This is a genomic window from Bacillus sp. 01N42_2, assembly GCF_056399565.1.
In genome coordinates, this window is sequence record NZ_JBFTRO010000002.1 from 682,746 (window position 1) to 696,466 (window position 13,721).

General features: G+C 43.9%; 17 protein-coding genes. 5 read left to right on the forward strand and 12 right to left on the reverse strand.

What is annotated here, in order from left to right:
- Window positions 1–90: 90 nt before the first annotated feature.
- Window positions 91–696, reverse strand: a complete 606-nt coding sequence (locus tag AC1DN5_RS07170; RefSeq protein ID WP_099744183.1) for a poly-gamma-glutamate hydrolase family protein — start codon at window positions 694–696, stop codon at window positions 91–93.
- Window positions 697–805: 109 nt separating this feature from the next.
- Between AC1DN5_RS07170 and AC1DN5_RS07175 the strand changes: the two genes are divergently transcribed.
- On the forward strand, window positions 806–1,183 hold the full coding sequence (locus AC1DN5_RS07175; protein WP_095240870.1) for a PH domain-containing protein: 378 nt from the start codon (window positions 806–808) through the stop codon (window positions 1,181–1,183).
- A gap of 36 nt (window positions 1,184–1,219) precedes the next feature.
- Here AC1DN5_RS07175 and AC1DN5_RS07180 read toward each other — a convergent pair whose 3' ends face one another.
- From AC1DN5_RS07180 to AC1DN5_RS07190, 3 genes are all read right to left on the reverse strand, one after another.
- On the reverse strand, window positions 1,220–2,173 hold the full coding sequence (locus AC1DN5_RS07180; protein ID WP_099744184.1) for an N-acetylmuramoyl-L-alanine amidase: 954 nt from the start codon (window positions 2,171–2,173) through the stop codon (window positions 1,220–1,222).
- Window positions 2,174–2,315: 142 nt separating this feature from the next.
- A complete protein-coding gene (locus tag AC1DN5_RS07185) occupies window positions 2,316–2,450 on the reverse strand; it encodes a PhrA family phosphatase inhibitor (protein WP_016936467.1) in 135 nt (44 codons plus the stop codon).
- Window positions 2,440–3,573 (reverse strand): Rap family tetratricopeptide repeat protein, encoded by a 1,134-nt coding sequence (locus tag AC1DN5_RS07190; protein ID WP_095240872.1) that lies wholly within the window; start codon window positions 3,571–3,573, stop codon window positions 2,440–2,442. Before AC1DN5_RS07190 ends, AC1DN5_RS07185 begins: the two co-directional genes overlap by 11 nt.
- Before the next feature lie 206 nt (window positions 3,574–3,779).
- Here AC1DN5_RS07190 and AC1DN5_RS07195 point away from each other — a divergent pair, with 206 nt between their 5' ends.
- Both AC1DN5_RS07195 and AC1DN5_RS07200 read left to right on the forward strand, forming a co-directional pair.
- Window positions 3,780–4,247, forward strand: a complete 468-nt coding sequence (locus tag AC1DN5_RS07195) for a DinB family protein (RefSeq protein ID WP_016936470.1) — start codon at window positions 3,780–3,782, stop codon at window positions 4,245–4,247.
- A 145-nt stretch (window positions 4,248–4,392) separates the two neighbouring features.
- Window positions 4,393–5,157: a sulfite exporter TauE/SafE family protein gene (locus tag AC1DN5_RS07200; RefSeq protein ID WP_099744185.1), complete on the forward strand. Its 765-nt coding sequence runs from the start codon at window positions 4,393–4,395 to the stop codon at window positions 5,155–5,157.
- A gap of 41 nt (window positions 5,158–5,198) precedes the next feature.
- On the opposite strand, the gene AC1DN5_RS07205 is transcribed toward AC1DN5_RS07200, so the two are convergent.
- The 8 genes from AC1DN5_RS07205 to AC1DN5_RS07240 form a co-directional block, all read right to left on the reverse strand.
- The gene (locus tag AC1DN5_RS07205; RefSeq protein WP_047475432.1) at window positions 5,199–5,390 is read right to left on the reverse strand and encodes a hypothetical protein; all 192 of its coding nucleotides are present in this window, start codon (window positions 5,388–5,390) and stop codon (window positions 5,199–5,201) included.
- A gap of 155 nt (window positions 5,391–5,545) precedes the next feature.
- Window positions 5,546–6,904: a HAMP domain-containing sensor histidine kinase gene (locus tag AC1DN5_RS07210; protein WP_047475434.1), complete on the reverse strand. Its 1,359-nt coding sequence runs from the start codon at window positions 6,902–6,904 to the stop codon at window positions 5,546–5,548.
- Window positions 6,901–7,572: a response regulator transcription factor gene (locus tag AC1DN5_RS07215; RefSeq protein WP_198698733.1), complete on the reverse strand. Its 672-nt coding sequence runs from the start codon at window positions 7,570–7,572 to the stop codon at window positions 6,901–6,903. The genes AC1DN5_RS07210 and AC1DN5_RS07215 overlap by 4 nt, the downstream gene beginning before the upstream one ends.
- 158 nt (window positions 7,573–7,730) lie before the next feature.
- The gene (locus tag AC1DN5_RS07220) at window positions 7,731–7,898 is read right to left on the reverse strand and encodes a hypothetical protein (RefSeq protein WP_366969685.1); all 168 of its coding nucleotides are present in this window, start codon (window positions 7,896–7,898) and stop codon (window positions 7,731–7,733) included.
- A gap of 78 nt (window positions 7,899–7,976) precedes the next feature.
- Window positions 7,977–8,975, reverse strand: a complete 999-nt coding sequence (locus AC1DN5_RS07225; RefSeq protein ID WP_366969514.1) for a LacI family DNA-binding transcriptional regulator — start codon at window positions 8,973–8,975, stop codon at window positions 7,977–7,979.
- A 348-nt stretch (window positions 8,976–9,323) separates the two neighbouring features.
- Window positions 9,324–10,502, reverse strand: a complete 1,179-nt coding sequence (locus tag AC1DN5_RS07230; RefSeq protein WP_016936473.1) for an NAD(P)/FAD-dependent oxidoreductase — start codon at window positions 10,500–10,502, stop codon at window positions 9,324–9,326.
- Window positions 10,503–10,541: 39 nt separating this feature from the next.
- Window positions 10,542–10,958 (reverse strand): helical membrane plugin domain-containing protein, encoded by a 417-nt coding sequence (locus tag AC1DN5_RS07235; RefSeq protein ID WP_016936474.1) that lies wholly within the window; start codon window positions 10,956–10,958, stop codon window positions 10,542–10,544.
- Window positions 10,959–11,344: 386 nt separating this feature from the next.
- Complete coding sequence (locus AC1DN5_RS07240) at window positions 11,345–11,842, reverse strand: cupin domain-containing protein (protein WP_049628303.1); 498 nt, start codon at window positions 11,840–11,842, stop codon at window positions 11,345–11,347.
- Window positions 11,843–11,971: 129 nt separating this feature from the next.
- Here AC1DN5_RS07240 and AC1DN5_RS07245 point away from each other — a divergent pair, with 129 nt between their 5' ends.
- Window positions 11,972–12,955 carry a DMT family transporter gene (locus AC1DN5_RS07245; RefSeq protein WP_366969515.1) on the forward strand — a complete coding sequence of 328 codons (984 nt, stop codon included), beginning with the start codon at window positions 11,972–11,974 and terminating at the stop codon, window positions 12,953–12,955.
- A gap of 27 nt (window positions 12,956–12,982) precedes the next feature.
- On the forward strand, window positions 12,983–13,720 hold the full coding sequence (locus tag AC1DN5_RS07250; RefSeq protein WP_366969516.1) for an ABC transporter ATP-binding protein: 738 nt from the start codon (window positions 12,983–12,985) through the stop codon (window positions 13,718–13,720).
- Window position 13,721 lies beyond the last annotated feature (1 nt).

Genomic DNA, 13,721 nt, shown 5'->3' on the forward strand with positions numbered 1-13,721 from the left:
ATCGGAGGAAAAGTTTTTGCATTATGAAGCTGTTCTCACCGTGCTGCCAGCCAAGCACTTCTTGCTCCCCACAGACCCAGTGAACCCTGTTCATTTATCATAAAAACCGAGTTTGACGGCATCTACATACCGAAAAAACAGATCCGTTGGCGTGTATTCTTCTCCCCGGCAGCCAAAATTGCTGAACAGCGCATTTCTCTGTGCCGTGCTTACTTCCAATTGCAGCCCCATTTTCCTTTTTGTCCGATTCACAATATTCCCGGGGTTTACACCTGCCAGCCGATTGTTCATGTCCGTCAGCTCGGCGCTAAAACCCGCTTCACGCAGCAGATCACAAATCAGTCTGGCCTTTTCCAGATCCGCGCCCCCGACGAGTGTATTTGCCGTTTCCCGATCATGGTACCCATGAAAAGCCAATGCATAATGATGAGCGGTCACTTTTTCTAAAGCCAGCGGTTCATCAAAGCGTGTGCTTGTCAAGTGGAGGGAACGGTTGCCGCACTGCTTTGTGCCTTCAAATAAGTAAATTGAACTTTGGTCAGAAAATGCCCGCACCAGTTCACTGACACCGGGCTCAATTCTGCCGCCGTGGGGAGCGAGGACGATATGTTCACTTCCCTCATTTTCTTCATAGATAATTCTGTATTCCGATTCAGCAGCGGAAAGAGCTGCGAAGCTGTCATATCGATCTTTCATGTTTAACATGCTCTCCTTTTTCAGTCAGCACCAGTTTACTCTACTCATCTAGGAATGAAAACCTTTTTATAGTATGATTTGAAAGAATACGTATCAGGGGGGATCTATCATGGGGTTTATCAATGGATTGCTGGGTAATGCGTCGACAATATCGAAGGCTGAAGCAAAAGAAGAACTGGCCCGTATTCTGCTGGAAGGTGAGAATGTCAACGCCGCGTTTAAACTCGTCCGCGATATCATTGTCTTTACGGATAAGCGTCTTATTCTTGTTGATAAACAGGGACTTACGGGTAAGAAAACAGAGATTCAATCCATTCCGTACAAAAGCATTTCCAGATTCAGCGTAGAAACCGCCGGCCGCTTTGACTTAGATTCAGAGCTGAAAATTTGGATTTCCGGCGCGGACATTCCCGCTGTCTCAAAGCAGTTTAAAAAAGATGAAAGCATTTATGATATTCAAAAGGCTCTTGCCGCAGTTTGTATGTAAGAAAAACGGAAGCCCGGGGAGCTTCCGTTTTATTGATTACAGCTTTTCCTCGATTTTTGCCTTCGTTTTCGGGCCGTAAATTCCGTCTGCCGTTAATCCGCTGACGGATTGAAAACGTTTTACGGCATTTGCCGTTTTCGGACCGTAAACGCCGTCAATCCCGTGATATTTTGCGCCTTTATCAGGATAAAAATAAAGGGCGGATAAAGCATTTTGCACTTGTTTCACGTTTGTCCCTTTCGTCAGCGGGTTTGTCACTTTAATCACTCCGGACGGGAGCGGATAGGAAGACGCCGCCTGACTTTTCGAGGAAGATCCCGTCTGAGACAGCTTGATCACCTGCCCGACTGTAATGTGATTCGGGTCGGTGATATGGTTTAAGCTTTGCAGCGATTTTACACTGACACCGTGTGATGCGGCAATCTCCGACAAGGTGTCGCCTTTTTTCACATGATATTCAGATACCGACGAAGAAACGGCGGCCTTTTTCGCCGGCATACTGCCGTTTAATTTCTTTTCAATTTTCGCCTTCACTTCATCCCAGCGGCCTTCAGACAAAATGCGGTGCGGGCAGTACTTTCCGTTCCAGTCCTGGTGCTTTCTGATTCTGTCAATCCCCCAGCCCCGCTCCTTCAGAAGCTGAGCGGCAAACTCAATCGCCAGTTCTTCTGCGGCTCTGTACCGTTCGCCGCCTGACTTGCTGTAACAGATTTCTATAGCAATCGACTTCCGGTTTCCGGTGCCGTTTGTGCCGTCTCCCGAATGCCAGGCATTCCGGTCCAGCGGAATGCCCTGAATCACTTCTTTGTCATCGACTGCAAAATGATAGCTCGTTGATTCGCTGTTCCCCGTCATATAGCTGATTTCATTGGCGGCGGATGCGTCGTTTGCCGTGTTATGAATGGTAATATACTCCGGCGTCATTGGGTTCGGACATTTTAACGCATATTTATCAGCCGATACGAGCCGTTTTTTCACTTCAATCCCCACTCTTCATCTCTCCTTATGCCTTTTTCATAAATAGGTGGCATTCGTAGGACAGACGCCTTGAGTATATAGACCCCGCAATCGGATAAAAGTGGAATGTTTGTGCTTAGGCAAAAAAAAGACCCTTCCTAAGAAGGGTCTTTACTTATGTTTGGTTGCGCGCGGCAATATGAAATGTGCCGTCCGCTTGGTTTTCCAAATGGCTTTCATGGCCGATTCCCTGTGTAAAGCTGAACCCGACAGCAACAAGCAGCAATCCTGACAACAGTTTAGATTTCATATAGACAATCTCCTCTCTGGATTTGTTTTTGGGCGTGCACCATTTTTTCATAAAACGTGAGCGCTTTTTCAGGCTGTCCGTGCTCCATGTAAAATTTAGCTGCGTCATGCGCCAATTCTTCAACATACGGATACAGCATGTGTTCCTCCAGAAACTCAAAGGTGTGCCTGACGCATGCGTTATCCATCTTGCCATATAACGCATGTAAAAATTGAAACAGCTTGACAAACAATTCATCATTGTATTCGCGGGCGATACTAAGCCCGAGGCGGTATTGCTTCTCTGCTTCGGCAGTGGTGTTCTGTTTATAAAGGACCTGTGTTAATGAGTAAATAGAATGCGGAAGATTATCGAACTTTTCTGACTTGCAAATGGAAACAGATGTCTCAAAATATTCGGCTGCTTTAGAGAGGTCTCCCATTTTTTCATAGCAGTTTCCGAGATTATATAAGGCTGAACTAATAAGACGGGGATTGCCTTCTTGTTTCGCAAGATCTAAAGCAAGTTCTAAGTGGGGCAATGCTCTTTCTGGATACTGCATGTCATCATAATTCCCTGCAATAACGAATTCACATTGGATTCTGCGGACGTTGTACGTCTCATACGATTGGTACGTTTCAAGGGCTTGTACGGCATAACTCATGGAGACGTAGGTTTGTTTCAGGTTGTAAAATATCTCGGCCATTTTAAAAGCAAACTCAGCTTTCTCGATGTCATCAGAAACGAGTGCAAGGTTTTTTTCAGCCCGTTTGTAATACATCATGGCGTTTAGGAACATTTTCTGTTTAAATTCATACATTCCTCGAAAAAAATTAAAATAGTAATCAAGCAGTCCTGTCAGCTTATACTGGCTGCCTTCAATGTCTTCCAATAATTCTGAAAACTCAGGCTGAGAAGGGTCCTCCTTTAAGGGCTTAATGTAATCCAGCATGACGCGGTGTCTGAATTCCATTAATGAATAATACAGCAGCAGATCCTGATCTTCTTCCATATCCTCGATCTCTCTCTCTACTTCACGTTTGACGCGCTCCGCCTCAAGGACGTGAAACTGCCGGATATGGGTATACCATTCATTAATTTTGAGCCCGACAAAAGAGGACGGAATAGTCTGCTTCATCCTCAATTAATCCCCCCTTTTGGAATGACCGAGATATGTCATATTTTATCATATTTGCTAGAAAAAGAAGAACGCAAAAAGACCGCAATTGTCGAATTTCGGAAATCCGCAACGATTTATCTTCATCAAGAGCTTATTGCTTGTTTCTTCCGTGCCGTTGATATAGCATATCCTTGCATCATTTTAATTCTTGATCAAATGGGGGTTTTCACATGACAGCACAAAATCAATTGGTCAGCCACTTTCTGTCACATCGAAACGTGACGATTGAGCTGGCGGAAAAAATCAGCCGCGAACATTACGATTACAAGCCGGCAGAGACATCAATGTCCGCTCAGGAACTTGTAAAACACATCGTTTATTCTTTTCTCATGTTTGCAAACGTCATTAAAGACGGAGACGGATCAGCCATCCAGAACAAGCCGAAAGAAGAAGCGGAAACAGACCTCGTCAAACTGGCGGAAGCATGTACTGAAAAAACGACAGACATCCTGTCACAGCTGACTGAAGAGCAGCTGAACCGCGAAATTGACCTGACTGCCTCTTTCGGCAGAAAAATTACCGGCTCCGCTCTCCTTCAGCTTGCCATGGAACATGAAATTCATCATAAAGGCAATCTTTTCGTGTATGTAAGAGAAATGGGCCACACGGAACTTCCGTTTTATCAGCAAAAATCATAATCCGGCCATCCGCCGGTCTGCGAAATAACAGCAGGCTGGCGGATTTTTTTGTTCTGTATGAAATTTTCCGAAAATTTAATTGATAATCGCCCCTTAATCATATATAATCTGATAAAAATAGTAGGATTATTCAGGGGGCACACAGATGACTGTAAGCATTGTGTTTATGGGGTTCATTGTCGGAACGCTGGTCGGATTGACGGGTGTGGGAGGAGCGGCGCTTTTGACTCCTTTACTGATCGTTTTGGGAATCAACCCGTCAATTGCCGTCGGCACGGACCTTTTATATAACTCGATCACCAAACTGTTCGGTGTCGTTTCTCATTGGAAACAGCGCACCGTTCATTTTAAACTTGTCGGCTACTTGGCGCTCGGAAGTATTCCCAGCGCAACAGCCGCCATCGGCATTCTTCACCTGTTTCCCGCTTTTCACCAGCATCAGGAGCAGATTATCAAACAGGCGCTCGGCTACGTGCTGACTCTTGTCGCCATTTCCATTATCGCCCGCCTTTTTTTCGATAAAAAACTGCGGCCGAACCGCTGGCAGCAAAAAACGCTTGAAGAAAAACGGACACTTATGATACTGATCGGCATCATTTTCGGTTTCATCGTCGGCTTGACATCTATCGGGTCCGGCTCATTATTCGCGATCGCCATGCTGTACCTGTTCAGAATGAAAACTGCAGAAGTGGTGGGAACAGATATCGCACATGCCTTTCTGCTCGTAACGGCCGCAGGTCTGTTAAACGCAGGCTTCGGCAGCGTTGATTACCTGCTCGTATTGAATCTTCTGCTCGGCTCCGTACCGGGTGTGCTCCTCGGCAGCTTCTTTTCGCCGAAATTCTCTCCGCGCCCGCTGCAGTTTGTAATGGCGGCGATTATTTTGATCAGCGGAATAAAATTAATATAAAAAAAGCGTCCTTTACAGGAACGCTTTTTTATTTTTCGATATTACCTTACACTTATTAAAATATAAACAGCAAACGCGACAATGTATACCAGAAATGTTCCGGTCATAAATTTTACGGGTTTTCTTGAGAAGTTTAATACTCCTCTTAATCCGTCATTCAAAATCATTCCGAAAAATGTCACCAGTGTAACTCCTAAAGCGAGCATTGAAATCACAAAAATAACCTGCTCCATGTCAAATCACCCTCCATTTACATTCTATTTTTTCAAATATGCCGATTAGTCTGGGAAAAAGATTGTTTATAATATAAACTTACGAGGTTAAAAAGAAGATATAGTCAAGGTTAATTTACGTTTAAATTTCTCAACATAAAAAATACGTGAAGCCTCTACGGCTTCACGTATTCACTGCTGTTTTGACAAATAATAAAAACCGTTCCGTTTTGATTGCTCTTTATTTTACGTTCAAGCCCCATTTGTTTAAGCATCATATTAATGATCGATAAGCCAATCCCGGCGCCTTTTCTTTCAGATTTATTATTCATTCCCGGGCCCCTATCCTCAATTATGATTATGTGTTTGTTTTCAATTAGCTTTGTCTGTACAGAAACGTATTTTCCTGAACGAGCATGGCGCAAAACATTTTGAAAAATGTTATCAAGAATTCTCTTCAGCCAAGTCTCGTCTATTTCCCATACGATGTTTTCCTGCAGATCAATATCTATTGTAAAGTGCTCTTTCTCAAAAATCGGATACCAAGCTGTTAACGAAGAACGTATTATCTTTAATATGTCACAACTCTTTTTATGAAGCGGCAATTTACCTGCGGCAAGAAGAGAAAATGATGACAAATTGTCAATCAGTTCGCCCATAAACGTTATTTTATCGTTTATGATGCCTAAAGAATGCTTTCCATTTTCACTGCTTATTTCATTCTTTAACGTAAATGTATGCCCTCTAATAACCGTAAGAGGGGTCCTTAAATCATGAGATAAATCAGCAATCAAGTTTTTTCGGATTTCGCCTTCTTCTTGCTCTTTTTGTCTGCTGTTCCTTAGTTCCTTAACCATCTGGTTGAATGAATATTCCACTTGGCCCAGTTCATCCTTCTGTTTAACTGTTACAAATTCCGGTATGCCGTCATTATCTTGTTTTTTCATATGATTCCCTAAAGAAATTAACCTTTTTTGTATTTTCGCAAAAAACATCCATGAATTAATCACAAAAAGTGAACAGACAAAAATCAAGGCGATAAACCATATATAGGAATACTTAGCCCTCATAACCTCCCATTGAGATCCTATAATTGAGCGCGGAGTTTCTAAAAATGCATATCCGCTGTCTTCACTCCCATTTACATAAGCACTCAGCAATACATATTTCTTTTGATTTTGTTCCATCAATTTTATCAATTCGCTAACGTGAATAACCTCACCCTTTTTGGCCAACCGTTCTGAGTTCGAAAACATCACTTTTCCCTTATCATTTATCCATACAATATCAGAGTGTTTATATTGCTTCATGTGAGAGAAAGCAGACGTAATTTCCCGATTGGATTTCCCTGAAAAGTCTTCCGCATCAGACTTCCAATCACTTTCCAATTTGTTTGGTTCATAGTGTACTTGCCCCTGGTGATCAATCATGTATGTTAATGTGACATAGTATAGAAAATTCACGCCTAAAAAGGCTATCGGAAAAAATAAAATGGAGGCAACGATATTAATAAGGTATTTTGTTGATAATTTCATTGTTTAATCCTGTATCCAATCCCTCTGATTGTTTCAAGAATTTCCGGCTCATTTGGATTGATCTCGATTTTTTGCCGTAAATGCCGGATATGCACCATCAACGTCTTATCCCCTTCGATATAAGGCTGTTCCCAAATATTTTCATACATTTGTTCCTTTGTTAATATTTGATTGGGATGTCTAAGCAAAAGCAAAAAAATCCTTAACTGCTTGTCAGTTAAAAATATTTCCTCATGAGTTTGATGATTTAAAATTCTTTTTTCTTTCAAGTGAACACTTAAGTGTTTTAGCTTTAATTCATGAATGGCAGTCTTGTCAAATCTTCTTAATAATACTTCGATTCGAGCAGCCAGTTCATCGGGATGAAAGGGCTTTGTCACGTAATCATCCGCAAATCCTAAGCCTTTCAGTTTATCTTCCAGACCCGTTCTGGCTGTTAAAAGCAAGAGCGGAATCTGCGGATGTGTTTTTTTCATTCTTTGACCGATTGTAAATCCATCTAAACCGGGCATCATTATATCAAGCACGATCAGATCTGCCTTTTCTATATATGTTTCGTAATTATAAGAAGAAGTGAGCCATATCATCATATAGCCCCGATCTTCTAAATCATCCTTTACAAATTGGCCAATTTCTTGGTCATCTTCAATATATAAAATGTGATTCATGAGAGCCTCCTCTGACATTACGTGATCTGAAAATCAATCTTCTATAATAATTATATATTATGAAAATTCCCTTTATTTAAAGTGTCATTCCATGATTATAACTTAATCAAGTATGCAGTAACATTTTTCTTCTGCCTGCATTTTCGCACTTCCCATTTTCACAATTCATTCCAAAACAAAAAAGCAACCCTTTCACGGATCGCCTGTTCCCTTATAACGTCACACGGGACTGATAAAGCCCGCAAGAAATGGCCTTCACCGAACTGAAGGACTTTTTCAGGATATTGAATGCATCCGCCGCACATCTTTTTATTCAGCTGCCGCAAGCTGTCCGCCTCCTGCTGCATTTATGCACACGTTAACATTTTTCCGTATAAAAAAACCCGGATATTCAGACGGGCAGTTTATGTGAGTTTTTTGATTGAATCTCTTATCATCACCTCAGTGTTTTCATATATTTTTTCAGCCGCCGTATTCGGATCAGCGATAAGCGCCAGAATCTTCTCTGCGCCGAGGATACTGATTTTTTCAACCGGGCGTTTTACGGTCGAAAGCCTCGGCGTCATGTATTGTGAAATGCCGATGTCATCAAACCCAATGACGGATATGTCTTCGGGAACGTTCAGACCTTTGGCGAAAATGGCGTTCATCGCTCCGATCGCCATATCATCATTTGAACAAAAAACAGCGGTAGGCGGTGATTGAAGCGCCAAGAGTTTTTCCATCGCCTGACTGCCGCTCTCCATATCGTAGCGGCCTTTTACACTGTATTCTTGCTTAATCGGAATAGCATGATCAATTAAAGATGACAAATAGCCTTCTTTCCGCTGAGAAGTTGACCTGAATCCTTCTTTTCCCTCAATGATCGCGATATCTCTGTGTCCGTTTGCGATCAGGCAGTCGACCGCCTGTCTGGAGCCTTCTTTATCGTTTGACAGGATATTCGTGATGCTCCGGTCATCAATGTCCCGGTTCAGCACGACGAGCGGGATGTTTTTCTCACGGATATGATAAATAAAGGAATTATCACTGTCGCTTTGGCTCATTAAGATGATTCCGTCATACCTCATGGGCGTAATGGTTTCAAAGCTTTTCAGGTCGTCAATCGCGCGGACGAACAAATTGTATTCCTCGCTGATTGTGCGGTTTACTCCTTTGATGGTATCGGAAAAAAAGCTGTGTGAAGTTCCGTTTGTGATGCTTGTAAAAAACAGTCCGATCGTATGGGACTTTTGCATGGCAAGGCTTTTTGCATTTACATTCGGTGTGTAATTCAGCTGTGAAGCGAGCTCTAATATCTTCTGTTTTGTATGCTCTTTAATGTAAGGGCTGCCGTTCAGTGCCCGGGATACCGTTGTGTGGGATACGTTGGCGAGTTTTGCGATATCTTTTATGGTTACCATCGGTTTTCCTTTCTCCCTGTATACTGTCATTTATTTCTATTGTACCATTAACGGACAGTCCATAAAATCACTAAAGTTGAGGTTTTGCATGATGTAAGTCCTGAACGGGCTCGGCATGCTGCCTGTCTATCAGCTTATCCATCATACCGATAATCAGCATGGCGCACAGCAAAAGGAGCCTATAATCCCGATTAACGTGCCTTTCGTCGAGATGTATTCGGGATATAGCCGGTATTGATCAGTCCGATGCCTGAAAGAAATTCTGATGACGGAAGACACTGAATGTTCACGTTAACATTCAGACATAAAAAAACACTGCCGAGAAAGTCGGCAGTGTCATTTGAAGGATTAGTAAGCCAGGCTGAATAATCCTTTGATATGTGTTAAATAACGTACGTTACTTGCTTCTTTCATTAAAGATGCCGGAAGACCTTTCAGCGGAGTAGAGTTCGCTCCGATGATGGCAACCGCGTCTTTACGTCCGAGACTTGCAAGCGTACCAGAGTTTACAGGCTTGAATGTTTCAAGCGTTTTTCCTTCTAAGTAAGCGAACAGGTTGTAACCGACAAGTTCACCCATCTGCCATGCGATTTGCGCTGTAGGCGGGTATGGACGGCCGTCCGGCGCAAAGTATACTGCGCTGTCTCCGACAACAAATACATCTTCGTGAGAAGTAGATTGTAAGAAATCATTAACAGTCGCGCGGCCGCGGTTCACTTCAAGACCTGATTCGCCGACTAACGGGTTGCCTTGTACGCCGCCTGTCCACACAAATGTGTTGGCAACGACTTTTGAACCGTCTTTCAGATCAATGACGTTTCCTTCCACGTTTGTAACAGGAAGACCTGTTAAGAACTCAACACCGCGTTTTTCAAGACTTTTTGTCGCGCGTTCGATAAGATCATCAGGAAGAACAGGAAGAATTTTCGGACCTGCTTCAACTAGTTTCAGTTTGATTTCTTTATGGTCTACGCCGTATTTTTTCGTAAGGTTCGGCATGATGTCAGCAAGCTCACCGACAAGCTCAACGCCTGTTAAGCCGCCGCCGCCGATAAGAATCGTTGCATCAGCTTCGTTTTTCGTTTTAGAGTATTCACGCACACGGTCTTCCACGTGTTTGTATACTTTGTTGGCATCCGCAGCAGATTTGAGCACCATGCTGTTTTCTTCGAGTCCAGGAATGCCGAAATAAGCCGTAACTGAACCAAGTCCGACAACAAGCGCGTCATAAGTCAGCTTAGAACCGTCAGAAAGGGCGACTTCTTTTTTATCAACTGAGAAAGAATTGACTTCTGCGATTTTAATGTCAACGTCTTTTCCTTTAAGAAGTTTTTCAAGCGGCATAGCAACAGCCTGTTCAGACACGTTGCCGGCTGCAAGGCGGTGCAGTTCCGTAATAATTTGGTGAGTCGGGTATTTGTTCACAACGGTTACGCGTGCTTCATCTTTACTGTAATGTTTGCGAACGGTTAAAGCAGAAAGAACTCCGCCGTAACCAGCGCCTAAAATGACAATATGTTTTGACATCGTATATCCTCCGTCCTTTATATCAATTTGAATCTGAGATTATTTTTGTTTTTCGTTCATGATTTCAAGATAGCTGTTAGCAAAACGGAACAGCTTTTGCGCTTGAGGATCTTTCAGCATGCGCAGCAGGCCGAAAAGTCCGATCGTGTCATTGCTTGCATCCGCGCGGTCTTTTGCTTCGATCGCAGTAGCCGCAATGTCTTTCGCTGTTTCTTTCACAGGCTCAAGAATTTCTGTAAGCGCACCCACTGTATCGCTCTTCAATACTTCGTCTGTCGCTACAGACTGTGCAAAATCATAAGACTTCGTTAAAATATTTACTAACTCAGTCAGTTTTGGTAGCTGATCCACTAAAACAGTCAGTGATTCTTGAACTTCAGGTTTTAGCAGCTGATCAATAAGATCGCGTTGGCCTTGGCTGACAGATGCATTTGTTTGATCGATTGTTTCTGGCATATCCGATTCTCCTTTACTATAAGCAGTGTGCTGATTTTTTTGGAAAGGGTAGCCTTTCCCCTCTCATGCAGAAAAGCATGAAAAAGCAAGATTGTGAATCCGTGCACAATCAGTTACAAAAATAAATGTTTACTACCCAGTTTTTCACTTTGCCATATTCAGTATTATTTTTATATCAACAAAAACAATTGAATAAGTCAAAATTTCTTTTTCCTCTCTGAAAATAGCAAACATAAAAAACCCCAATTTGAATTACTCTTATATAATAACACTTTTTGAACAAAATTTGAACGTGAATTGTTTCGTTTATGAAATTATTTATATGGCCGGGGTGTAATAACGTTTCTTTTAGGCTATTTTTTTACAGACCATCCGCTTTTCCCCTGTCATTTCTCCCACAATTTTATAAGCGGGCCCGTTTTTCCCGTAAAGGGATCATATTCCGGGAGCGGGACACGGCTGATTTCTTCTGAAGTTCTATCATTTTTCTCCGTTTTTGTATCGTACTGCCGGCCGCCCGGATAAGCCCCGATCACGGTGAAATCAGAACTGGCCGACAGTTTTTTATGTCCGGTGCCGGCCGGAATGACCGCTGCGTCTCCAGTTTGAAGAACGGCGTCTGCGCCTTGTTCCCCGCCGAACCTCAAAACCGCGTTTCCTTTTACCGCGACGAGAACTTCGTGGGTGGTGCTGTGAAAATGGTGATACGGAAATACTCCGCCCCTCCAGCTGTTCGACCAATCGTGCCGGCGGAGGACGGATTCCGCTTTCTGTACCGTTTCTTCATTAAATACCGCTTTATAAATGACAAGCGGGAGATTCGGATTATTCGGAATGCGGCCGTCATCTTCAAAATAAAGAACTTCAATATCCTCTTTCTGCATTGTGTTCACCTCCGTATATGTCTGTTTCCCATTCATCTGTTGTTAAAACGCTATTTTCACATATTCCATTGCGAAGCCTGCCGGTGAATAGTATAGTATAAAAAAATATGTGTCAAAATGAGGGATTTCATGAAAGCCATCATATTCGGAATATTGGCATCTCTGTTTTTTGCAGTTACATTTATTTTAAACAGGGCGATGGAGCTTTCCGGCGGAAACTGGATGTGGAGCTCTTCCCTGCGTTTTCTTTTTATGGTTCCGTTTTTATTTCTGATCGTTTATGCGAAAGGAAAATGGGTGCCGCTCTGGCATGAAATCCGGAAAAAACCGTTTTTTTGGCTGAAGTGGAGCTTTACCGGCTTCGTGCTTTTTTATGCCCCGATTACTTTTGCGGCGGCATACGGGCCGGGCTGGCTGATCGCCGGCACGTGGCAGGTTACAATTGTCGCGGGTGTGCTCCTGTCGCCGTTTTTCTATGAAACAAAAGATTCACCGGCGGGCCCGGTTCCCGTCAGACAAAAGATCCCGCTGATTTCGCTGGTTACTTCCGTCATCATCCTGATCGGAGCAGGCCTGATTCAGCTTCAGCATGCGGGCGCTCTGTCCGGGCGCACGATACTATTCAGTGTTGTGCCGGTCGTCATCGCCGCATTTGCCTATCCGCTCGGCAATCGAAAAATGCTGGAGCAATACGGCGGTAAACTCGACACGTTTCAGCGCGTGCTCGGCATGACGCTCGCAAGCCTTCCGTTTTGGCTTCTGATCGCCGCTTTCGGCTGGCACAGAGACGGGCTTCCGTCAATGGGGCAGACATTTCAATCTTTTATCGTCGCGCTCAGCTCGGGTGTTATCGCGACAGTGTTATTTTTCCGCGCCACCGATATGGTGAGGAATGAGCCGCAGAAGCTCGCTGCTGTTGAAGCGACGCAATCCGGAGAGGTTCTGTTTGCGCTGATCGGCGAGATCGTCTTTTTATCCGCAGCGTTTCCGTCACTTCTTTCGTTTGCCGGACTGTTCATTATTATTGCGGGAATGGTCATGCATACATTCGCTTCACGGCAGGCAGACCCGAAAACGGCGGAACAAACGGCAGCCGATCTCACCGGTTCCTGATTTTTTTTACGAAAGGTGTCATCCTGTATGAAAGAAGAAATTCCGGCAATATCTTTTCTGTCGGCCGGCAAACGCTATAAACAAAACAATACGTCCTTTGATGTCCTCAACCAGGTAACCGGACATATCCAAAAAGGCTCTATTACGGCATTGATAGGGCCGTCCGGCGCGGGGAAAAGCACGCTGCTGTCACTGTGCAATCTGATGAATACACCTGATGAAGGCGAAGTGCTTGTATTCGGAAAAGAAATAAGGCGCTGGGACATCGGAGAGCTCAGAAAAACCGCGGGCCTTGCATTCCAGTCAGCTCCCGTCATCGACGGCACAGTGCGGGACAACCTTCTGCTCGCAGAAAAACTTCACGGGACACAGCACTATACGCCTGAAGAGCTCGCAGACTTCACTGATCTTCCGCACGGGCTTCTGGATCAGAATGCAAAAGAATTATCCGGCGGACAGCGGCAGAAGCTCTCGTTGGCGAGAACCCTCGCCAGCCTGCCGTCTATCCTGCTGCTCGATGAAATTACATCGGCCCTGGACCCCACATCTGTTCTCATCATCGAAAAGCTGATTACAAAGCTCCATCGGCAAAAACAGCTGACGATCCTGTGGATCACTCATAATCTTGAACAAGCGGAACGGATATCCGATACGGTGTGGTTTATGGCCGAGGGCAGGCTTTTAGAGATCGCGGAAACGAAAACGTTCTTTAAAGAACCGAAACACGAAAAGGCCCGGGCGCTTTTACAAGGGAGCGGGTGCTGAT